The organism is Erwinia sp., from assembly GCF_031978025.1.
Classification (GTDB): Bacteria; Pseudomonadota; Gammaproteobacteria; order Enterobacterales; family Enterobacteriaceae; genus Erwinia.
In genome coordinates, this window is sequence record NZ_DALZCD010000043.1 from 1 (window position 1) to 20936 (window position 20936).

General features: G+C 54.4%; 19 protein-coding genes and 1 pseudogene. 3 read left to right on the forward strand and 17 right to left on the reverse strand.

Annotated features, from left to right (window positions below; translation table 11 throughout):
• The 13 genes from nuoL to RTK32_RS05420 all read right to left on the reverse strand — a co-directional run.
• Positions 1–1802: NADH-quinone oxidoreductase subunit L (gene nuoL / locus RTK32_RS05360; protein ID WP_312042459.1), on the reverse strand; the 1802-nt coding region annotated here is incomplete at its 3' end.
• Positions 1799–2101, reverse strand: coding sequence for an NADH-quinone oxidoreductase subunit NuoK (gene nuoK, locus RTK32_RS05365; protein WP_034894855.1), 303 nt, complete (start codon positions 2099–2101; stop codon positions 1799–1801). The genes nuoK and nuoL, both read right to left, overlap by 4 nt.
• Positions 2098–2643, reverse strand: a complete 546-nt coding sequence (gene nuoJ / locus RTK32_RS05370) for an NADH-quinone oxidoreductase subunit J (RefSeq protein ID WP_312042460.1) — start codon at positions 2641–2643, stop codon at positions 2098–2100. Before nuoJ ends, nuoK begins: the two co-directional genes overlap by 4 nt.
• Positions 2644–2653: 10 nt before the next feature.
• On the reverse strand, positions 2654–3196 hold the full coding sequence (gene nuoI, locus RTK32_RS05375) for an NADH-quinone oxidoreductase subunit NuoI (protein ID WP_253459790.1): 543 nt from the start codon (positions 3194–3196) through the stop codon (positions 2654–2656).
• A gap of 12 nt (positions 3197–3208) precedes the next feature.
• Positions 3209–4186 carry an NADH-quinone oxidoreductase subunit NuoH gene (gene nuoH / locus RTK32_RS05380; protein ID WP_312042461.1) on the reverse strand — a complete coding sequence of 326 codons (978 nt, stop codon included), beginning with the start codon at positions 4184–4186 and terminating at the stop codon, positions 3209–3211.
• Positions 4183–6909 (reverse strand): NADH-quinone oxidoreductase subunit NuoG, encoded by a 2727-nt coding sequence (gene nuoG, locus RTK32_RS05385; protein WP_312042462.1) that lies wholly within the window; start codon positions 6907–6909, stop codon positions 4183–4185. The genes nuoH and nuoG overlap by 4 nt, the downstream gene beginning before the upstream one ends.
• 202 nt (positions 6910–7111) lie before the next feature.
• Positions 7112–8452 carry an NADH-quinone oxidoreductase subunit NuoF gene (gene nuoF, locus RTK32_RS05390; RefSeq protein ID WP_312042472.1) on the reverse strand — a complete coding sequence of 447 codons (1341 nt, stop codon included), beginning with the start codon at positions 8450–8452 and terminating at the stop codon, positions 7112–7114.
• 2 nt (positions 8453–8454) lie between these two features.
• Positions 8455–8970: an NADH-quinone oxidoreductase subunit NuoE gene (gene nuoE, locus RTK32_RS05395; RefSeq protein ID WP_312042463.1), complete on the reverse strand. Its 516-nt coding sequence runs from the start codon at positions 8968–8970 to the stop codon at positions 8455–8457.
• A 2-nt stretch (positions 8971–8972) separates the two neighbouring features.
• Positions 8973–10772 carry an NADH-quinone oxidoreductase subunit C/D gene (nuoC, locus tag RTK32_RS05400; protein ID WP_312042464.1) on the reverse strand — a complete coding sequence of 600 codons (1800 nt, stop codon included), beginning with the start codon at positions 10770–10772 and terminating at the stop codon, positions 8973–8975.
• Positions 10773–10881: 109 nt separating this feature from the next.
• Positions 10882–11556, reverse strand: coding sequence for an NADH-quinone oxidoreductase subunit B family protein (locus RTK32_RS05405; protein WP_125288254.1), 675 nt, complete (start codon positions 11554–11556; stop codon positions 10882–10884).
• Between the two features lie 15 nt (positions 11557–11571).
• Entirely contained in the window at positions 11572–12009 is a 438-nt protein-coding gene (locus RTK32_RS05410) for an NADH-quinone oxidoreductase subunit A (RefSeq protein WP_312042465.1), read from the reverse strand.
• 663 nt (positions 12010–12672) lie between these two features.
• Positions 12673–13599 (reverse strand): transcriptional regulator LrhA, encoded by a 927-nt coding sequence (lrhA, locus tag RTK32_RS05415; RefSeq protein WP_125288256.1) that lies wholly within the window; start codon positions 13597–13599, stop codon positions 12673–12675.
• Positions 13600–14087: 488 nt separating this feature from the next.
• A complete protein-coding gene (locus RTK32_RS05420) occupies positions 14088–14231 on the reverse strand; it encodes a hypothetical protein (protein WP_312042466.1) in 144 nt (47 codons plus the stop codon).
• Between the two features lie 338 nt (positions 14232–14569).
• Here RTK32_RS05420 and RTK32_RS05425 point away from each other — a divergent pair, with 338 nt between their 5' ends.
• Positions 14570–15784, forward strand: coding sequence for a pyridoxal phosphate-dependent aminotransferase (locus RTK32_RS05425; protein WP_312042467.1), 1215 nt, complete (start codon positions 14570–14572; stop codon positions 15782–15784).
• 106 nt (positions 15785–15890) lie between these two features.
• The gene (gene yfbR, locus RTK32_RS05430; RefSeq protein ID WP_312042468.1) at positions 15891–16487 is read left to right on the forward strand and encodes a 5'-deoxynucleotidase; all 597 of its coding nucleotides are present in this window, start codon (positions 15891–15893) and stop codon (positions 16485–16487) included.
• Positions 16488–16493: 6 nt separating this feature from the next.
• Here yfbR and RTK32_RS05435 read toward each other — a convergent pair whose 3' ends face one another.
• The 4 genes from RTK32_RS05435 to yfbV form a co-directional block, all read right to left on the reverse strand.
• The gene (locus tag RTK32_RS05435) at positions 16494–18323 is read right to left on the reverse strand and encodes an SLC13 family permease (protein ID WP_312042469.1); all 1830 of its coding nucleotides are present in this window, start codon (positions 18321–18323) and stop codon (positions 16494–16496) included.
• A gap of 78 nt (positions 18324–18401) precedes the next feature.
• Positions 18402–19061, reverse strand: coding sequence for a sugar phosphatase (locus RTK32_RS05440; protein WP_312042470.1), 660 nt, complete (start codon positions 19059–19061; stop codon positions 18402–18404).
• 13 nt (positions 19062–19074) lie between these two features.
• A complete protein-coding gene (locus RTK32_RS05445; protein ID WP_312042473.1) occupies positions 19075–19569 on the reverse strand; it encodes a YfbU family protein in 495 nt (164 codons plus the stop codon).
• A 139-nt stretch (positions 19570–19708) separates the two neighbouring features.
• Positions 19709–20161 (reverse strand): terminus macrodomain insulation protein YfbV, encoded by a 453-nt coding sequence (gene yfbV / locus RTK32_RS05450; protein WP_312042471.1) that lies wholly within the window; start codon positions 20159–20161, stop codon positions 19709–19711.
• 332 nt (positions 20162–20493) lie between these two features.
• On the opposite strand from yfbV, the pseudogene RTK32_RS05455 reads away from it, so the two are divergent.
• Positions 20494–20936 (forward strand): annotated as a pseudogene (locus tag RTK32_RS05455) (acetate kinase); the annotation flags it as partial.

A 20936-nucleotide genomic window follows, 5' to 3' on the forward strand; every position in this document is an offset into this window, starting at 1 on the left:
CCAACGCTCATCGAAGCGACGTACCAGCGCAGGTAGCCGTTTTCACTGACGACCAGCCCTTTGTTGGCCAGGCGAGAAAAGAGCGCCGGGATGTTCATCAGGGCATTTAACGGATCGCGTGAAAGCAGCCAGGCAACGAACAGATAAGGCTTAACGAAGATCTTGTCGTAAAGCCAGTCGAAGCCCCAGGCGGCAAACCACCAGGTGGTGAAGAAGCGGCCAATCGCGCTACCGGCAATACTGTTAACCAGCGAGCGTTTGCCCAGCCACAGGAAGGCTGCCAGCAGGATGCCAATAATCGCTACCACGCCTGAGGTGATTTCCAGCGTCAATACGCTGCCATGCGCCAGCTCGGTTGTTTCCGGCAGTACGCCGCGCAGTGGGGGAACAATCAGCGCGCCAATAAAGGTAGAGAGGATAAGCAGCACAATCAGCGGCAGATGGTGCGTAATGCCTTTGCCTGCGTGCGCGTGGATTTTCTCTTCGCCGTGGAAGGTGATAAAAATCATGCGGAAAGTATAGAGCGAGGTCATAAAGGCCCCGACCAGACCCGCTACCATCAGATTAATATGACCGTTCGCCAGCGCACCCGCCAGGATTTCGTCCTTACTGAAGAAGCCCGCAGTAATCAGCGGCAGTGCCGACAGGGCCGCGCCACCCACCAGGAAGCAGGCATAGACCAGCGGAATACTTTTACGCAGGCCACCCATTTTGAAGATGTTCTGCTCGTGATGGCAGGCCAGGATCACCGAACCAGACGACAGGAACAGCAGCGCTTTAAAAAACGCATGGGTCATCAGATGGAAAATCGCTGCATCCCACGCCTGGACGCCAAGCGCCAGGAACATGTAGCCAATCTGGCTCATGGTAGAGTAAGCCAGTACGCGCTTGATATCGGTCTGCACCAAAGCAGCAAAACCAGCCAGCACCAGCGTGACAGCACCCACAATGCCCACCAGATGCAGCACTTCCGGCGTCATCAGGAACAGACCGTGGCTGCGGGCAATCAGATAAACGCCCGCCGTTACCATGGTTGCGGCGTGGATCAGTGCGGAGACCGGCGTCGGGCCAGCCATCGCATCCGCCAGCCAGGTTTGCAGCGGCAGCTGAGCCGATTTACCTACTGCGCCACCAAGCAGCATCAACGTTGCCCATTGCAGCATATGATTGTCTGCAGCGAAGTGCGCCGGAGCCAGTTCGACCATCTCACGGAAGTTCAGCGTGCCCAGCTCGTTGTAGAGAATAAACAGCGCAAAAGCCAGGAAGACGTCGCCAACACGCGTGATGATAAACGCTTTCATCGCCGCCGCGCCGTTGTTCGGGTTGGTATAGTAGAAGCCAATCAGCAGGTAAGAGCACAGCCCTACACCTTCCCAACCCAGATACATCAGCATCAGGTTATCGGCCAGTACCAGGACCACCATGCTGGCGATAAACAGGTTGGTATAGGCGAAAAAGCGTGAGTAACCCTCTTCACCGCGCATATACCAGGAGGCGAACATATGGATAAAGAAGCCAACGCCCGTCACCACCGACAGCATAGTCAGCGACAGGCCGTCCAGCGTCAGATTGACCTTGATATCAAAGTTGCCAACGTGCATCCAGGTCCAGAGCGCCTGGTTAAACACCGCCTGACCGTGAGCAAAAAAGTCCAGTCCCGCGTAAATCGTGACCAGCGCGGCCAGCCCTACGGAGCCCATTCCTACGGCGGCAGCAAGATTTTCCGACCAGCGACCGCGTGAAAAAGCCAGCAGCACGAAACCGATCAGCGGGAACAAAATAGTTAAATAGAGAAGATTCATCCGCGCATCTCGCTCACTTTATCAATATTGAGGTTCTGGCTGCGACGATGCAGCTGCAGCAGCAGCGCCAGGCCAATACTTGCCTCGGCGGCGGCCAGGCTGATAGCCAGGATATACATCACCTGCCCGTCTGCCTGCCCCCAATAACTGCCTGCGACCACAAACGCCAGCGCCGCCGCGTTGATCATGATCTCAAGACTGATCAGCATAAACAGCAGGTTACGGCGGATCACCACCCCGGTCAGACCCAGCACAAACAGAATGGCTGCCAGGATAAGCCCATGTTGCAAAGGGATCATGCGTTTTCCTCCTTCTTCACTGCGTCGGGTCGGTTGCTCAGCACTTCGCCAGGACGCTGTTCGCGACCGATATGGTAAGCCACTACCAGACCTGCCAGCAGCAGCATGGAAGCCAGCTCTACTGCCAGGACATAAGGGCCAAACAGGCTGATACCGACCGCTTTCGCATCGATCATCTTGCCGTCAATACCCTGGTCATTAAGGGTAAGGATGGCATAGACGATGACCGCCAGCAGCAACAGCGACAGCAGGCCAGGGCCGAACCAGACGCCCGGCTTCAGCCACTCGCGCTCCTGCGCCTGCACGCTGTCGCCCAGGTTAAGCATCATCACCACAAACACGAACAGCACCATGATAGCGCCCGCATAAACGATAATTTCCAATGCACCGGCAAAATACGCGCCCAGCGAGAAGAACACGCCCGCCACCGAAAGCAGGGAAATAATCAGATATAACAGCGCGTGGACCGGGTTAGTGTGGGTGATAACGCGTAACGTTGTCAGCACCGCCACCAGTCCGCAAAGATAAAACGCAAATTCCATGCCTGGCTCCTTAAGGTAACAAACCCTTGACGTCGATGGGTTTGGCTTCGCTTTCCGCTTCACCTTTGTCTTTGCCTTCGATCGCCATGCCCGCCATCCGGTAGAAGTTATATTCCGGATACTTGCCCGGCCCGGAGATCAGCAGGTTCTCTTTTTCATAAACCAGATCCTGACGCTTAAACTCACCCAATTCGAAATCCGGGGTAAGCTGGATCGCCGTGGTCGGGCAGGCCTCTTCACACAGGCCGCAGAAGATGCAGCGTGAGAAGTTGATGCGGAAAAATTCCGGATACCAACGCCCGTCCAGCGTTTCTGCTTTCTGCAGCGAAATACAGCCTACAGGACAGGCTACCGCGCACAGGTTACAGGCCACGCAGCGTTCCTGGCCGTCGGGATCGCGGGTCAACACGATGCGCCCACGATAGCGAGGCGGCAAGTAAACCGGCTCTTCGGGGTACATCTGCGTTTCACGCTTCGCGAAAGCATTCGATCCAATCAGGACGATACTGCGCACCGTGGTGCCGAACCCTACCAGAATGTCTTTTATTTTCATGGTAATAACCTCTTACTGCGCGTTGTACAGAATCACTGCGGCAGTCGCCAGCAGGTTCAACAGCGTCAACGGCAGACATACTTTCCAGCCGAACGACATCACCTGGTCATAGCGCGGACGCGGCAGCGCAGCACGGATCAGAATAAACATCATCATGAAGAAAGCTGTTTTAATCGCGAACCAGAAAACGGGCGGCAGCCACGGACCGTTCCAGCCGCCAAAGAACAGCGTCACAATCAGGGAAGAAACGGTCACGATACCGACGTATTCACCGACGAAGAACAGGCCAAATTTCATACCGGCGTATTCAATGTGATAACCGTCAGCCAGCTCCTGTTCCGCTTCCGGCTGGTCAAAAGGATGGCGGTGACAGACCGCAACGCCCGCAATGGCAAAGGTCAGGAAGCCGAAGAACTGCGGAATGATGTTCCACAGGTGCTGCTGGCTGTTGACGATATCAACCATATTGAACGAACCCGCCTGCGCGACCACGCCCATCAGCGACAAGCCGAGGAACACTTCATAGCTTAGGGTCTGCGCCGAGGCGCGCATGGCCCCCAGCAGCGAGTATTTGTTGTTACTCGCCCAGCCTGCAAACAGCACCGCGTAGACGGCCAGACCGGCCATCATCAGGAAAAACAGCAGACCAATATTCAGATCCGCGCCCATCCAGGTCGACGTAACCGGCACAATCGCCATCGCCAACAGCAGTGAGGTAAAAGCAATCATCGGTGCCAGCGTAAAAATCACGCGATCGGTAAAGGGCGGCGTCCAGTCCTCTTTAAAGAACATTTTGATCATGTCTGCTACCAGCTGCAGCGAGCCGCCCCAGCCGACACGGTTTGGCCCGTAACGGTTCTGAAACAGGCCGAGCAGGCGACGCTCGCCGAAGCTCATAAAAGCCCCGCAGCCGACCACCACAAACAGGATCACCAGCGCTTTACCCACGGCGATCAGTACATCAATAACTTCCGGTGTCAGCCAGTTCATAGCGTTGCCTCCTGCAGATCCTCAATATTCGCTCCCAGCAGGAACGGCGGAACGCCCGGCAAGCCTAACGGTAACCCCACCTGCCCTGCCTGCAAAGCAGGCGAGAAGCGAACCGGCAGACGCAGCGTTTCTCCGGCACAGCGGAAAGCGACCGTCGCCCCTGCGTTCACGCCCAGTTTCGCCGCATCTTGCGGGTTAACCACCACGTAAGGCAGCGGCATACGCTGCTGGAATACCGGTGAACGCTGGGTCATTTCCTCACTGCCGAACAGATGGAAATAAGGTGCGACGCGCCAGCCGTTTTCTTTGCCCGTAAAGGCTTCCGGCACGGTGGTGAACCAGTCAAGCTGACCCTCGCCCGCTTCAAACAGGCGCACACCCGGATCGCCGAAGCGCAGTTTGCCGCCCACTTCATCCTGAAACTTGTTCCAGGCCTGAGGTGAGTTCCAACCTGGTGCCCAGGCAAACGGAATTTGCGAACGAGGCGCGCTCGGCTGGTTGTTCCCTTCCATAGAGAAAGCGAACATAGTGTCTTTATCCTGCGGCTGGCGCGGTTCGTGCACGCTGATATTGGCACGAGCCGCGGTACGGCCACTGGCGCGGATTGGCGAGCGAGCCAGTTTCTGACCACGAATACGGAAGCTGGCGTCCGGTGCAGCATCTTTAATGCCAGCCAGCTGCGGCAGCGCGGCTACGCAGGCATCGATGACGTGATCGAGCTGCGTCCAGTCCACTTCACGGCTGCTGATGGTGCTTTGAAGCGAGTGCAGCCAGCGCCAGCTTTCCAGCATCTGGATTTTGTCGTCGTAATAAGACGGATCGTAAACCTGGAAGAAGCGCTGCGCGCGACCTTCCTGATTAACCACGGTGCCATCGCTTTCCGCAAAACTGGCGGTAGACAGGATCAGGCCCGCTTTTTCCATCGTCATCGTACGCTGATGATCGATAACGATGACGTTTGGCGTATTGGCTAACGCGGCATCGACCCGCGCTTTCGGCGCATGGCGATAGAGATCGTTTTCCATGATGATAACGGCATCGGCAGAGCCATTTTCCAGCTCGTCCAGCGCCGCATCCAGCGGCTTGCCGCCCATCATGCCCAGCCCGACGCTGTTAGCCGCGCCGGACAGCAGCGTAATGCCGACGTCTGAACCGCGTCCTTTCAACGCTCTGGCCACGTTAGCGGCGGCCTGAATCATCGCCTCGCTGCCCGCGTGTACGCCAGAAATGATTAGTGGTTTCTTCGCGCCAGCCAGCGCCTGCACCACCACGTCGATTTTACCGCTTAGTTCACGATCGAGGCCTTCTACTGCCGGCGCCGCTTCATCGAGCGCATTAGCGATAGCAAAGCCCACCCGTGCCTGATCTTCCACCGGCGCACGGTAGCTCCATGCAGCGATATCATCCAGGCGGGTTTCGTCCACGTTGGTCACAAACAGCGGGTGCCTGGCGTGCTGACCAATATTCATGATCGCGGCAATCTGCCAGTCGGCGACTTTTTGCGCTGCCGCCATCTCGCGCGCTTTGCCTTTAACGGCTTGACGCACGGAGAGCGCAATGCGTGCACCAACCTGAGTCAGATCTTCGCCCAACACAAGGACGGCGTCGTAACTTTCAATTTCGCGCAGCGCTGGGGTATGGATGCCGCCTTCACGCAGGACTTTCAGCATCAGCTCCAGACGAGCCTGCTCGCCAGCCGGAATGCCGGTAGAGAAATTTTCCGCGCCAACCAGTTCACGCAGCGCGAAGTTGCTTTCAACGCTGGCACGTGGTGACCCGATACCAATGACTTTTTTCGCCTGGCGCAGCACGTCCGCCGCACCCTGCATCGCCTGCTCAGCATTAAGGGCAATCCAGTCATTACCGCGACGCTGCATCGGCTGGCGTGGACGATCCTTCAGGTTCACGTAGCCATAACCGAAGCGGCCACGGTCACACAGGAAGTACTGGTTTACGGTGCCGTTGTAGCGGTTTTCGATACGACGCAGTTCGCCGTAACGCTCGCCGGGACTGATGTTGCAGCCGACGCTGCACTGCTGACAGATGCTTGGCGCATACTGCATATCCCATTTACGGTTATAACGCGCCGAGTGGGTTTTATCGGTAAAGACGCCGGTAGGACAGATTTCCACCAGGTTCCCGGAGAATTCGCTCTCCAGCACGCCATCTTCCGGGCGGCCAAAATAGACGTTATCGTGCGCGCCATATACGCCCAGATCCGTGCCGTCCGCGTAATCTTTGTAGTAACGCACGCAGCGATAGCAGGCGATACAGCGGTTCATTTCGTGCGAGATGAACGGGCCGAGATCCTGATTGCGGTGGGTACGTTTGGTAAAGCGATAACGGCGGAAACTGTGGCCGGTCATCACGGTCATATCCTGCAGATGACAGTTACCGCCCTCTTCACAGACCGGACAGTCGTGCGGGTGGTTGGTCATCAGCCATTCCACCACGCTTTCGCGGAACTCTTTCGCTTCGCCGTCGTCGATAGAAATAAACGTGCCGTCGGAAGCTGGCGTCATACAGGACATCACCAGGCGACCACGGGTATCTTCGGCATTCTGGAATTGCTTTACCGCACACTGGCGGCAGGCACCTACGCTACCGAGCGCCGGATGCCAGCAAAAATAAGGAATATCGAGGCCGAGCGAGAGGCAAGCCTGCAGCAGGTTGTCCGCGCCGTCGACGTCGTATTCTTTACCGTCTACATGAATTGTAGCCATAGTGAAATTGCTCAAGTAAGGCTCGAAACCGAGCGTTAAACACAATTCTTTTTTACCTTTCATCTTTCAGGCTGCAGCGGCGTTAGTGTCGTTCTCTTATCCCAATCGCTGTCTGAATGACGCTTCGGGAGAGACCTTTTCTTGCTGCAACCTGAAATCTGTTGGGTAAAATTAGCGATACTTTTATTCGCTGATTATTTGTCTACCAGCGAGCCTTCAGCAGGTTCGCCTGAATACCGGCGATAGCGTGCGCGTTGCTGTAAACCTGCGGTGCCATACCGGCTTCAAACTCTTCACGGAAATATTTGATGGCGCTTTGCAGCGGCTCTACCGCGCCCGGCGCGTGTGCACAAAACGTTTTTCCAGGACCAAGCTGACGGCAAAGCTGCAGCAGGGTTTCGATATCGCCCGGCTGGCCCTCTTTACGCTCCAGCGCACGCAGAATTTTTACGCTCCACGGCAGACCATCGCGGCACGGCGTACACCAGCCGCACGACTCACGTGCGAAAAACTCTTCCAGGTTGCGCACCAGCGAAACCATATTGATTTCATGGTCGACCGCCATCGCCAGCGCGGTACCAAGACGGCTGCCCGCTTTGCCGATGCTGGCGAATTCCATCGGCAGATCCAGATGCGATTCGGTGAGAAAGTCAGTCCCTGCTCCGCCAGGCTGCCACGCCTTAAATTTCAGACCGTCGCGCATACCGCCCGCGTAATCTTCCAAAATTTCACGCGCCGTGGTGCCGAAAGGCAGCTCCCAAACGCCCGGGTTTTTCACCCTGCCGGAAAAGCCCATCATTTTGGTGCCGGTATCTTCACTTTTAGAGATGTTCTTATACCAGTCAACGCCGTTAGCCAGGATGGCCGGCACGTTGGAGAGCGTTTCCACGTTATTGACGCAGGTCGGCTTGCCCCATGCACCTGCAGACGCAGGGAAAGGTGGCTTGGAACGAGGGTTAGCGCGGCGGCCTTCCAGCGAGTTAATCAGCGCGGTTTCTTCGCCACAGATATAGCGGCCAGCACCCGTATGCACCATCAGCTCAAAATCAAAGCCGGTGCCCAAAATGTTTTTGCCCAGATAACCCGCTTCGGTAGCTTCAGCGATAGCGCGACGGAGGTTGACGGCCGCCTCAATATATTCACCACGCAGGAAGATGTAGCCGCGATACGCTTTCAGCGCAAAGGCGCTGATCAGCATCCCTTCTACCAGCTGATGCGGCATTTGCTCCATCAGCAGACGGTCTTTATAGGTGCCTGGCTCCATCTCATCAGCGTTACACAGCAGGTAACGGATGTTCATGGATTCGTCTTTCGGCATCAGGCTCCACTTCAGGCCGGTAGAGAAACCTGCGCCGCCACGTCCTTTCAGGCCAGAGTCTTTTACCTGTGCCACGATTTCATCAGGTGCCATGCCTTTCAGCGCTTTTTCTGCTCCGGCATAGCCGTTTTTACTGCGATATTCATCAAGAAAAACCGGCTGCTTATCGTCGCGCATACGCCAGGTCAGCGGGTGCGTCTCTGCAGTACGAACAATCTCTTTAATGGTCATTGATACTGCTCCAGTAAAGTGACAATGTTTTCCGGCGTAAGATGCACATGCGTGTCTTCATCCACCATCATCGTTGGGCCTTTGTCGCAGTTGCCCAGGCAGCAGGTTGGCAGCAGCGTAAAGCGGCCGTCCGCCGTGGTCTGCCCCGGCTTGATGTTCAGGTTAGCTTCCAGCGCGGCCTGAATACCCTGATAGCCGGTAATATGGCAAACCACGCTGTCGCAGTAGCGAATAACGTGGCGGCCAACCGGCTGGCGGAAGATTTGGCTGTAAAACGTGGCCACGCCCTCTACGTCACTGGCCGGAATGCCCAGCACATCAGCAATGGCGCTGATAGCCCCATCGGGCACCCAGCCGCGCTGTTTCTGCACGATTTTCAGCGCTTCAATCGACGCCGCCCGCGCATCTTCGTAATGGTGCTTTTCCTGTTCTATCGCATCATGCTCTGTCGCACTCAGGACGAAAGCATCTGAAGGCTCGATCGTTTCGATCGCAATTCTTTGATCGTGCATAATTAGCGGTCCACGTCTGACATTACAAAATCGATACTGCCCAGATAAACGATCAGATCGGATACCAGGCTGCCGTTGATGACGGAAGGGATCTGCTGCAGATGCGGGAAGCTTGGCGTGCGCACGCGGGTGCGGTAGCTCATGGTGCTGCCGTCACTGGTCAGATAGTAGCTATTGATCCCTTTGGTGGCTTCAATCATCTGGAAAGATTCATTGGCCGGCATAACCGGGCCCCACGAAACCTGCAGGAAGTGGGTGATCAGCGTTTCAATATGCTGCAGCGTACGCTCTTTTGGCGGCGGCGTGGTCAGCGGATGATCGGCTTTAAACGGCCCTTCCGGCATGTTTTTCAGGCACTGTTCCAGAATGCGCATACTCTGGCGCATCTCTTCCATTTTCAGCATTACGCGGGTGTAGGCGCAGCTGATGCCGTCACCGATCGGCACTTCAAAATCAAAGTTTTCGTAGCCGGAATAAGGTCGCCATTTACGCACGTCAAAATCCAGGCCGGTCGCACGCAGGCCAGCACCGGTGGTGCCCCAGGCCAGCGCCTCCTCCATGTTGTAGGCAGAGACGCCTTTGGCACGGCCAATCAGCACGGAGTTTTTCAGCGCCGTTTGCTCGTAGGCCTTCAGGCGCTTCGGCATCCAGTCAAGGAATTCGCGCAGCAGACGATCCCAGCCCTTCGGCAGATCGTGCGCCACGCCGCCGATACGGAACCAGGCCGGATGCATACGGAAACCGGTAATCGCTTCGACCACATCATAGATTTTCTGGCGGTCGGTAAAGGCAAAGAACACCGGCGACATAGCACCAACGTCCTGAATAAACGTAGAGATATAAAGAAGATGACTGTTGATACGGAACAGTTCAGAGAGCATTACGCGAATAACGTCCACGCGCTCAGGCACTTTAATACCCGCCAGCTTTTCTACAGCCAGCACGTAAGGCATCTCGTTTACGCAACCGCCCAAGTATTCAATACGGTCGGTATAGGGAATGTAGCTATGCCAGGACTGGCGTTCGCCCATCTTTTCCGCGCCGCGATGGTGATAGCCGATATCCGGTACGCAGTCGACGATCTCTTCGCCGTCCAGCTGCAGAATAATACGGAAAGCACCATGCGCAGAGGGGTGGTTAGGCCCGAGGTTGAGGAACATAAAGTCCTCGTTGGCGGTACCGCGCTTCATCCCCCACTCTTCCGGTTTGAAGGTCATCGCCTCCATTTCCAGATCTTCTTTCTGCTTCGTCAGCTCGAAGGGATCGAACTCGGTCGCACGCGCCGGATAGTCTTTACGCAGCGGATGGCCTTCCCACGTTTGCGGCATCATGATGCGCGTCAGGTGCGGGTGGCCATCAAAGGTAATCCCAAACATCTCCCAGGTTTCGCGCTCGTACCAGTTGGCATTGGCGAAAATTTTGGTGATGGTAGGCACGTGCAGATCGTTTTCGGACAGTGCCACCTTGAGCATGATGTCGCGATTGCGTTCAATGGACAGCAGGTGATAGAAAACGGAGAAATCTGCTGCCGGCAGGCCGGCGCGATGTGTGCGCAGGCGTTCATCCATGCCGTGTAAATCGTACAGCATGACGTAGGGCTTCGGCAGCTTGCGCAGAAACGTGATGATTTCCAATAATTGTTCGCGTCTCACCCAAACCACCGGAATGCCGGTACGGGTTGGCTGAACGGTAAAGGCATCTGGCCCAAAACGGTTACGCAATTCGCCGATCACCGGATCATCCAGGTGATCACGGGTTTGCCAGTCAGGCTGAGCGAGATCTTGCGTGGTTAAATCTGTCATAGGTCGTTCACCATGTGGGCCTGTCGACAGGCACTCAGTATTGGCGTCAGGACAGGCCGCCCGCGTATTATTTTTTTCTGCGTGCTGAATGGGCCTTGTCCATTAACTCTTAAATTTCGTCCGGGGTGCGCAAGTTGGTGACCGCAATGCGTTCGCCCTGCTTCCTTTCACGTTCGGACTGCATGTTGGCGCGATAAACGCCCTGATCGCCGACGACCCAGGAAAGCGGGCGGCGCTCTTTACCGATCGATTCCTGCAGCAGCAGCAGCGCCTGCATATAGGCTTCGGGGCGCGGCGGACAGCCAGGAATATAAACGTCAACCGGCAGGAATTTGTCTACGCCCTGCACCACGGAATAGATATCGTACATGCCGCCGGAGTTGGCGCAGGCCCCCATCGAAATGACCCACTTAGGTTCCAACATCTGATCGTAAAGACGCTGAATCACCGGGGCCATTTTGGTAAAAGGCGTACCGGCTACCACCATGAAATCGGCCTGGCGAGGCGAGGCGCGGATAACTTCGGAACCAAATCGCGCCACGTCGTGCACGGAGGTAAAGGAAGTTGTCATTTCTACGTAACAACAGGAAAGGCCGAAGTTAAACGGCCACAGAGAGTTTTTACGTCCCCAGTTCACCATATCGTGCAAAGCGTGTTCGAGCTTGCCCATATAAACGCTTTGATGAACGTGCTTTTCCAGCGGGTCGGTAACGATCTCCTGCTTCTGCAGCGGGTAGCGATCGTTATCGCCGTTTGGGTCTGCGCGGGTTAGCGTATAATCCATTGTTATGCCTCGCTTTTACTGCGTGTGACGATGGGAATGCGAAACGGTGGTTGTTTTGGCTACCACACGGCGAGGTGCAGGAGCCCAGTCCAGCGCGCGGATCCGCACCAGATAAACCAGCCCGGCAAGCAGTACCAAAATAAAGATGGTGGCTTCGATAAAGCCGATCCAGCCGCTCTCGCGGATGGCGGTCGACCATGCGTACAGATAGAGCGCTTCCACGTCAAAAATGACGAAGAACATTGCCACCAGATAAAACTTGGCGGACATGCGCAGCTTAGCGGTACCGACCGGCGCGGCGCCGGACTCAAAAGGGGTATTTGTGTATCTTCCGCGCGCTTTTCCGCCCAGAAACCACGCTCCGGCCAACATTGCACAGCACAGACCTATGGCGACGATAAGAAATACGGCAAACGCCCAGTGATGAGCGACGACTTCAGTGGTTGTTGACATACACTCTGCTTAACTCAATAAAGGGGCGTCAGGGGCTGCTCTCATGCACGGCAGTTGGCTGAAGCCTCGATTCAAGGGGAAAAATAAAAAACCAGATAAACTATGCTGTCTTTGTTGATTAAGCAGCAATTTTATGGGGTTTTTTACTCCTTTACATAACCTTCTGTCAACTTTCATAAAAGTATCTGTAGGTTATTTTACACAAGTAGCATTTATTTAACATTTGGTGCGCAAATATTGCGCTAAATCGTGTCAGTGATCGACCCTGCACTAAAGTGTAGCGGGTATTTCCCTGCATGGATCGCGGTTTTAACACGGGTTATTTTGGCAGGAATTGTCTGTATTTCCTTCCCCTTAAAGGGGTTATTTTTTTGATCCAGCACACGGTTTTAGCCTTTATGAGAAAAAAATAGCCAAACAGAAATGAGCAAAATCAATCCAGGCTGATTTTTAATTTCTGAAAATGGCCTGTCGAAGAGGGCAGCAATGAACACTGGTCTGTTTTAAACCAGCGACAAGGAAAAGGCAGGTGAAACTGGCTTTGAATCCTGTAAAAAACCCATAAAAAAAGCTTTCCGAAACAGAGCGTGTTCCGAAAAGCTTATTTAAACAGGTAACTTATTATTTTTGACGATAAATCAAAAGATTATAGAAAACCTTTTTTTACTCATCTTCATCCGCAAAAGCGGAGCGATCCTGACCGGTAGCGGTCAGATTGTAAGGATCGTTGCTCGACTCCATGGCATTAAAAATAGCCAGCGCCAGCTCGTTGTCGCTTTCCGGATTGCGGCACAGCAGGTATTCCGTGTCCGGCAGCATCGGTAAGCCTTCTGCTGCCCCCATCACGCGCAGCTCCGGACTCATCATCTCAACCGGACGCGCGGTGACGCCCAGACCTGCTTTAACGGCAGCGCGCACGGCAGCCAGCGTAGAAGCAACATAAGAGATGCGCCATGGGATACCGGCCTCGTTGAGGTGATCGATAGCCATATCACGATAAGGGCTTGGCTCGTCAAGCAGTACCAGAGGGATAGCTTCTCCACGCTGGAACACGTAATCTGCCGCACAATACCAGAGCGTTGGCGAAGTACGCAGCACCTGCCAGGTAAAGTTCATCGGGCTGGAAGTGGTGACAACCAGATCGACTTCGCCCTGATTCAACATTTCCATCATGAAGGGATTACGCTTAACGCGAACATCGATTGCCAGTTTTGGATAAACCGAAGTCACACGGTTGAGCAGGAAAGGCAGGATAGTGTCTGACGTATCGTCAGACGCGCCAATCGTCAGCACACCCTGAATGTTGCTGTACATCAGTGAGGTGCAGGCCTCATCGTTAAAGCGCAGGATTTTTCTGGCATAGCCCAGCAGCTGGATACCGTGCTCGGTCAGCAGCTTGTTACGGCCGTGTCGGGCGAACAGCTCTTTACCTACCAGCTGCTCCAGACGCTGCATCTGCTGACTGACGGCAGACTGTGTACGACAGACTGCTGCTGCAGCTGCTGCAAAGGTATTCAGATCGGCGACGGCCACAAACGTTCTGAGCAGATCGAGATCGAGATTAAGAATTGGACGATTTGCACTGGTCATGTTTTCTTCACTTTATAAGATTTTTAAGATAGTACTACCCTGGTGTTATTGCCTTATTTATCAAAATGATAAAGAGGCAACCGTGAGTAATGCGGCCTGGTGGCTCGTCATCACCGTCTATCACAAACGTGTTATCCCAGCGGCCCAATATGCCCGGCTGATACCGTCGCAAGGCCGCTGACAGATGTATACGTTTGGTACAGCAAACCTGCGCGTCAGGTTGATCATCAAGCACTGTCGCTAGATTCTGTTATCGCCCAGCCGTCCGCCGAATTTAGCCCGGCGCGGTCAGTGTAAGACGCATCTAAAAAAATAAAGCGCCAGTACACTGTAGTTACGGCAAATTAATAGTAAAAAAAACTTAACATTTATGGCGATAAAACAAGCTAAACATACTTTGGGAAACGGGCGTCTCAGATGCACCTTTTCCTGAAGGATATCCTGACATACTGTCGATTAATTTTTAAGCCCAAATCCGATTATTCTTATCAGTAAAATAATTTTTTATTGTGAATCGCATCTTCTGCACGCTTTGCGCGATAAAATTTATCAATTAGTAACAATATATCAGCAATTGTAGCGCGTTCCAGCGGATGTTCTCCTGCCTTTTCACCGTAAGCCGCAAACAGCACGGCGAGCAACTTCCGCGCACTCAGTTAAGGAATATTGAATAGTTCACCCTGGTATCAATACACTTTATTTTACCTTAACCTGACAAAAAAAGTTTTTTTGCAGGAAAAAAAATGGGCTTTTTTCTTTAGACCAGCGCCCCGTGCAGGCGTAAGTTTTATTAAACCTTCTCTTCCGAAAAGCAGCAGAGGCGTACCTATTCCTCTTTCCGGCCTTCCCATCAACGCGCAAGCACGCCGGACAAAGCCGCTATCGGGCTTCAAAAGCGCTGGCGAGAGGAGTACATTGTGCGGGTTTACTTTTCCACGGCAGGAATGCGGCTCAGCCAAAGGCGAATGAAATGACCCCAATTGATAAATCCAGCAAGCTCGATAACGTTTGTTACGACATCCGTGGCCCGGTGTTAAAAGAGGCCCGACGCCTTGAAGAAGAAGGCAATAAAGTCCTCAAGCTCAATATTGGCAATCCCGCGCCTTTTGGTTTTGAAGCCCCTGATGAAATTCTGGTTGATGTCATTCGCAACCTCCCGAGCGCACAGGGCTATTGTGATTCAAAAGGCCTTTACTCGGCGCGTAAAGCTATCGTGCAGCATTACCAGGCTCGCGGCCTGCGCGAAGTTACCGTCGAGGATGTCTATATCGGCAACGGCGTTTCTGAACTGATCGTCCAGTCGATGCAGGCGTTGCTGAACAGCGGTGATGAGATGCTGGTGCCGGCACCCGATTATCCACTATGGACGGCTGCAGTTTCACTATCCGGTGGTAAAGCCGTACACTATTTGTGTGACGAATCGGCTGGATGGTTCCCGGACCTGGACGATATTCGCAGCAAAATTACGCCACGCACCCGCGGTATTGTGATTATTAACCCTAATAATCCAACCGGCGCAGTTTACAGCAAGGAGCTGCTGCTGGAAGTTGTGGAGCTGGCCAGACAGCATAATTTGATCATTTTCGCCGATGAAATCTACGACAAGATCCTTTATGACGCCGCTCAGCACCACTCTATCGCCGCGCTGGCGCCGGACCTGTTGACTATTACCTTTAACGGTCTTTCTAAAACTTACCGTGTGGCGGGTTTCCGTCAGGGTTGGATGGTACTGAACGGGCCAAAAAAACATGCTAAAGGCTATATCGAAGGGCTGGAGATGCTGGCTTCGATGCGCCTGTGCGCCAACGTTCCCGCACAGCATGCCATTCAGACCGCGCTTGGCGGTTACCAGAGTATCAGCGAGTTTATTGTGCCGGGTGGCAGACTGTATGAACAGCGTCAGCGTGCCTGGGAACTGATTAACGATATTCCGGGCGTCAGCTGCGTCAAGCCAGACGGCGCGCTCTATATGTTCCCAAAAATCGATGCCAAAAAATTTAATATCCACGACGATCAAAAAATGGTGCTGGATTTTCTGCTGCAGGAAAAAGTGCTGTTGGTTCAAGGCAGCGCCTTCAACTGGCCATGGCCGGATCACGTGCGCATCGTTACCCTGCCTCACGTAAACGATTTGTCGATGGCTATCGGCAAGTTTGGTCGTTTCCTGGAAGGCTATCGCCAGTAGTCTCGCGTCGGCCAATATCGCTGCAAACTATGAACTGAAGCGGCTATACTGTGATGCCAGAGCGGAACCTCTCCCGCTCTGGTCTTCAGGCACAGGAAACCGCTCGATGAATCAAAGCCATTTTTTCGCCCATCTCTCCCGTTTAAAACTCATCAACCGCTGGCCATTGATGCGCAACGTGCGCACAGAAAACGTCTCCGAGCACAGCCTGCAGGTCGCTATGGTGGCTCACGCGCTGGCAGTGATTAAAAATAAAAAATTCAACGGTAACCTCAACGCTGAAAGGATCGCGCTGATAGCGATGTACCATGACGCCAGCGAGGTCCTGACGGGGGATTTGCCCACGCCGGTGAAGTATTACAACGCGCAGATCGCTAACGAATATAAGAAAATTGAAAAAATAGCGCAGCAAAAACTGGTTGAAATGCTGCCCGAAGAGCTGCAGGACGCCTGGCGCCCGCTGCTGGATGAGCAGCAGCGCAGCGAAGACGAGACGGCGATCGTTAAACAGGCCGACGCGCTCTGCGCCTACCTGAAATGCCTGGAGGAGCTTGCCGCCGGTAATCATGAGTTCCAGCTGGCAAAAGCCCGGCTGGAGAAGACGCTGACCCAACGGCGCAGCCCGGAAATGGACTATTTTGTGGAGGTTTTCGTGCCCAGCTTTAGCCTCTCGCTGGATGAAATCAGTCAGGAATCGCTGTAGCCGCACTCAAAATGGAAAAAGCAGCGGCACCAGCAGCACGCTGACCACCATAATCAATAGCGTAAAAGGCACGCCCGTTTTGACAAAATCGCTGAAGCGGTAGCCGCCCGGCCCCAGCACCAGCGTGTTAACCGGGCTTGAAACCGGCGTCATAAAGGCGCTGGAAGCCGCTACCGCCACAATCATCGCGAAAGGATAAGGCGACACGCCCATTTGATGCGCGGCTGCCACCCCTACCGGTGCCATCAGCACCGCCGTGGCGGTATTAGAAATAAACAGGCCGATAGTCGCGCAGAGTATAAAGAGACAGGTCAGCATAACGTGCGGCGTATAGCCGCCGGCCACATCCATGAGTCCGTCCACAATCAGCGTAATGCCCCCGGTTTTTTGCAGCGCCAGCGCAAACGGCATCATACCAACAATCAGGATAATGCTCGGCCAGTGGATCGCCCGATAGGCGCTTTCCATATCGATGCAGCGAAATTTGCCCATCAGCAGACAGGCGATTAATGCCGCGACAGGATTGGGAATTTCATTGGTGAGCATCATGGCGACCATCAGTGCCAGGCAAAAAAGGGCGTGCGGCGCCTGGCTGCTGGCGGGCGCTACGTCCTTTACTTCGGCGGGCAGGCTGAGCAGCAGCACATCCCGCTTTTGCTGCTGTAGCTGAGTGATTTTTTTCCAGTCGCCGATCACCAGCAAACAGTCACCCTGTTCCAGCGGCAGATCGCTCAGCACGCCTTCCAGCACTTCGCCACGCCGACGGATGCCGATCACGCTTACACCGTAACGCGTACGAAACGCGCTTTCCCGCAGCGTTTTCCCCTGTAATTCAGAATCGGGAAAAATCAGGACTTCCGCCATACCAACATCCTGCGCGCGATCGGAAAAGTATTCCCCGCGCAGGATCATCGGTTCAAGCTGGTATTCGCTGCAAAATTCACGGATATCAATATCGGCGGCAGACATATCGATCAGCAGGACGTCGCGGGCACGAAACTGCGTTAAGCCGGTCACTGGCACCATCACCCGTCGGAATTTACGCCAGCGCTCCAGCCCTACTACATTGATGCCGTAACGCTCGCGCAGGCGCAAATCATCCAGCGGCTTACCAATCAGCGACGACGTCGGGTGAACGGCCAGACGGCGCGCTCTGCCGCTTAGCCTGTAATCTTTTATCAAATCCCGAAAAGTGCGTTCCTGTCCCTTACGGGCGGTTTTGGTTTCCGCCTCCCCCAACCAGAAACGCGCGACAAGCATGTAGCCAATGCCCAGCAGCAGCGCGACCAGGCCAATCGGCGTGACGTCAAAGAAGCCAAATCCTGCCAGCCCTTCCCGCACCAGTTCGCTATTGATAACCAGATTAGGCGCCGTGGCCACCAGCGTCAGCATGCCGCTGATCAGGCCTGCAAAGCTCAGCGGCATCATCAGCCTGCCCGGCGAGCGGTTCATCTTTGCCGATACGCTCATGACCACCGGGATGAAAATGGCCACCACGCCGGTCGAGCTCATAAACGCGCCCAGGCCTGCAACGGTCAGCATCAGCAAAGCCAGCATTTTTGCTTCGCTACTCCCCGCCATTTTCATCAGCCAGTCGCCCATTCTCAGCGCCACGCCGGTTCTTACCAGCCCTTCGCCAATCACGAACAGCGCGGCAATAAGCAATACATTGGCATCGCTGAAGCCCATCGTGGCTTCCTGCAAGGTCAGCGTGCCGCTGAGCACAAAGGCAATAATGACCAGCAGCGCCACAACGTCCATGCGCACCTTACCGCTGACAAACAGCACGATCGCCATCGCCAACAGGCTTAGCACCCAGATAAGCTCGTTATTCACATTCGCTTCCCGCTTATGAGTAAAAACAGCGGAAGGATGCCATAAAAAAGCCCCGCGGATGCGGGGCTAAATCATAAGTTAGTGCTTTCGATGTACGTCGATGGTGCCATCACCATTTTTGTTGATGATCAGCTCTTCCAGCGAGCTGAGCTGCATGTCGACCTCTTCCAGACGAGGCGACCCGGCTGGCGCGTTGACGGCAATCACATGACTGCCGGCGGCAAGGCCGGAAAGGATGCCCGCGGCGGCATCTTCCACCACCACACACTCTTCCGGCTCCAGTTGCAGCAGCTGGGCACCGAGCAGATAGGCATCCGGTGCCGGTTTGCCATTTTGCACGCGTTCAGCCGTCACGAAGATTTCCGGTTCCGGCAGGCCAGCTGCTTTACGACGGGCCGAAGCAACGGGAACGGATCCTGACGTCACGATAGCCCACGGAATATGTAGCTCATTGAGCGTGGCGAGGAGCTCAACCGCGCCCGGTAAGGCCACAATGCCGTCGGTATCTTCCGCTTCGGTTTTTTCCAGCGCCAGAAACTCCTGCTGAATGGCCTCTTCAGACGCGCCGGCCATAAAATGACGCAGTGAGGTGATAGCCTGCTTGCCGTGGATGAAATTCAGCACATCATCCGCTGCGATGTCGTGCTGCGAAGCCCAGTTTACCCAGGCGCGTTCGACTACCGGTAAAGAATCCACCAGCGTGCCGTCCAAATCAAACAGAAAACCTTTACACTTCACTCCATATTCCTTCTCAGGCGTTGATGATTTGCGCGATCTCGTTCGCGCTCAGATGATACTGCCTTGGACAAGTGTGCCACACAGCCAGCATTCGTTGATACTTTTCCCACATTGGCGTCTGGGCGTTAAAGCCGTGGCTGCCCGCATCAAACTGAGTGTAGCGGCCTTCAATCTGTACCATAAACCGCACGTAACCGAGAAATTGCGCCTCGGTAGCGGCGTCAAAGCCTAAAAACGCTATGCGGCGCGCTTCGATTCCTCCGCAATCTTTCAGATTTGTCCAGGACACGTGCAGCGCGTGGTGCATTTCCATCACATCAATCAGGTTACGGCAGACGGCTTCCGGCAGCTCGCCGAATTCCCCGTCCAGCTCGCGCATTTGAAGGCCATAGCCTCGTTCGACGATGGTTTGCAGACGGTGGTAGCGCTCGAGGTTATCAGGATCCAGCAGGCTCATCAGCCTGTACTGATTAGAGAGGATCAAACGCTGTGCGTGGGTCATTTCCATCATTAACTCCTGGTGTCGCGGTGGACAAAATGAAAAGAGGGTTAAAGATCGCACAACGCGCTGTGGCGAGGCACAGCAAAACGCGACTTCTTTGATGCAGAGCAGTTTTTCGCCGCCGTGACGGCGAAGCCTGCCGTCCTCAAAGATCGTCGAGGAAAGTTTTGTCGAGCTGTTTGAAAGCGCGTTTCAGCACGTCCGCCAGCGCCTGATAGGTAGGTTTGCCTTCTACAGGGGCCAGCGCCTGGCCAGCCGCCTGCAGTTTTTCGCGCATTTCGTGAAACCAGCTCAGCAGCGCAGGAGGTAAAGGCGTGGCGGAACGCTTGCCCAACCACCACAAGCCCTGCATCGGCAGGCTACAGGCAAACAGCGCAGTCGCCACCGCAGGGCCGAGCTGGCCCCCCAGGGCAATCTGCCAGGTCATGGCGAAGATAGCCAGCGGCGGCATAAAACGGATGCCGAAGCGCGTCGCCGTAGAGACTCTGTTTTCCGGAAACAGCGGCGCGAGGCGCTTGTCGGCAGGCCACGTCTTCATATAATGCTGCCCGTTCTGAAACAGCTTGAACCAACCGACAGTGCCGGATTCATTTGCCATGGTTGACCTCAACTTCACGGATAAAAATTAAACAAAAAATACCATGTAACAACTTTACCTGACACCATTCAAAAAATTTTGTCTTTACAAGGCACTCTGGTTATCCTGTGCGCGATTGTTGAATGGCTGTTACATGCTTGCTGCGACTCTGCCTGGCTGACAGGGGTCGGCGTGCACCAATTCAAAAAATCTTTAGACTTTTATGAAATTTTTTTGCTTTCGGACAAATTATACCGACAGCATGATGTTCATCATAATGTACCAGCTTTCATGCGCTACGCTGATAGTCTGATTGAGTTTTTTTTCGCCACCCTCAACCAATAGGATCTACCATGTCGAGTAAGTTAGTTCTGGTTTTGAACTGCGGTAGCTCTTCGTTAAAATTCGCCATTCTTGATCCCGCAAACGGCGACGAATATCTTTCCGGTTTAGCCGAATGTTTCCATCTGCCCGACGCGCGCATTAAGTGGAAACTGGAAGGCGAAAAACAGGAAGCCACTTTGGGCGCTGGCGCAGCTCACAGTGAAGCGCTTAACTTTATCGTTAAAACTATTCTGGCACAAAAACCGGCCCTGTCTGCACAAATTACTGCAATAGGTCACCGTATTGTGCACGGGGGCGAAAAGCTGAGCCAATCCGTGGTCATCGATCAGGACATTGTTCAGGGCATTAAAGACGCTTCCTCTTTTGCCCCGCTGCACAATCCAGCGCATTTGATCGGTATTGAGGAAGCGATGAAAAATTTCCCGCATCTTTCTGATAAAAACGTGGCGGT

Excerpts from the sequence above, each read along its gene's own strand:
- nuoK (WP_034894855.1), bottom strand. The coding sequence starts at position 2,101 with ATGATCCCTTTGCAACATGGGCTTATCCTGGCAGCCATTCTGTTTGTG.
- nuoJ (WP_312042460.1), bottom strand. The coding sequence starts at position 2,643 with ATGGAATTTGCGTTTTATCTTTGCGGACTGGTGGCGGTGCTGACAACG.
- nuoI (WP_253459790.1), bottom strand. The coding sequence starts at position 3,196 with ATGAAAATAAAAGACATTCTGGTAGGGTTCGGCACCACGGTGCGCAGT.
- nuoH (WP_312042461.1), bottom strand. The coding sequence starts at position 4,186 with ATGAACTGGCTGACACCGGAAGTTATTGATGTACTGATCGCCGTGGGT.
- nuoG (WP_312042462.1), bottom strand. The coding sequence starts at position 6,909 with ATGGCTACAATTCATGTAGACGGTAAAGAATACGACGTCGACGGCGCG.
- nuoE (WP_312042463.1), bottom strand. The coding sequence starts at position 8,970 with ATGCACGATCAAAGAATTGCGATCGAAACGATCGAGCCTTCAGATGCT.
- nuoC (WP_312042464.1), bottom strand. The coding sequence starts at position 10,772 with ATGACAGATTTAACCACGCAAGATCTCGCTCAGCCTGACTGGCAAACC.
- RTK32_RS05405 (WP_125288254.1), bottom strand. The coding sequence starts at position 11,556 with ATGGATTATACGCTAACCCGCGCAGACCCAAACGGCGATAACGATCGC.
- RTK32_RS05410 (WP_312042465.1), bottom strand. The coding sequence starts at position 12,009 with ATGTCAACAACCACTGAAGTCGTCGCTCATCACTGGGCGTTTGCCGTA.
- lrhA (WP_125288256.1), bottom strand. The coding sequence starts at position 13,599 with ATGACCAGTGCAAATCGTCCAATTCTTAATCTCGATCTCGATCTGCTC.
- RTK32_RS05425 (WP_312042467.1), top strand. The coding sequence starts at position 14,570 with ATGACCCCAATTGATAAATCCAGCAAGCTCGATAACGTTTGTTACGAC.
- yfbR (WP_312042468.1), top strand. The coding sequence starts at position 15,891 with ATGAATCAAAGCCATTTTTTCGCCCATCTCTCCCGTTTAAAACTCATC.
- RTK32_RS05445 (WP_312042473.1), bottom strand. The coding sequence starts at position 19,569 with ATGGAAATGACCCACGCACAGCGTTTGATCCTCTCTAATCAGTACAGG.
- yfbV (WP_312042471.1), bottom strand. The coding sequence starts at position 20,161 with ATGGCAAATGAATCCGGCACTGTCGGTTGGTTCAAGCTGTTTCAGAAC.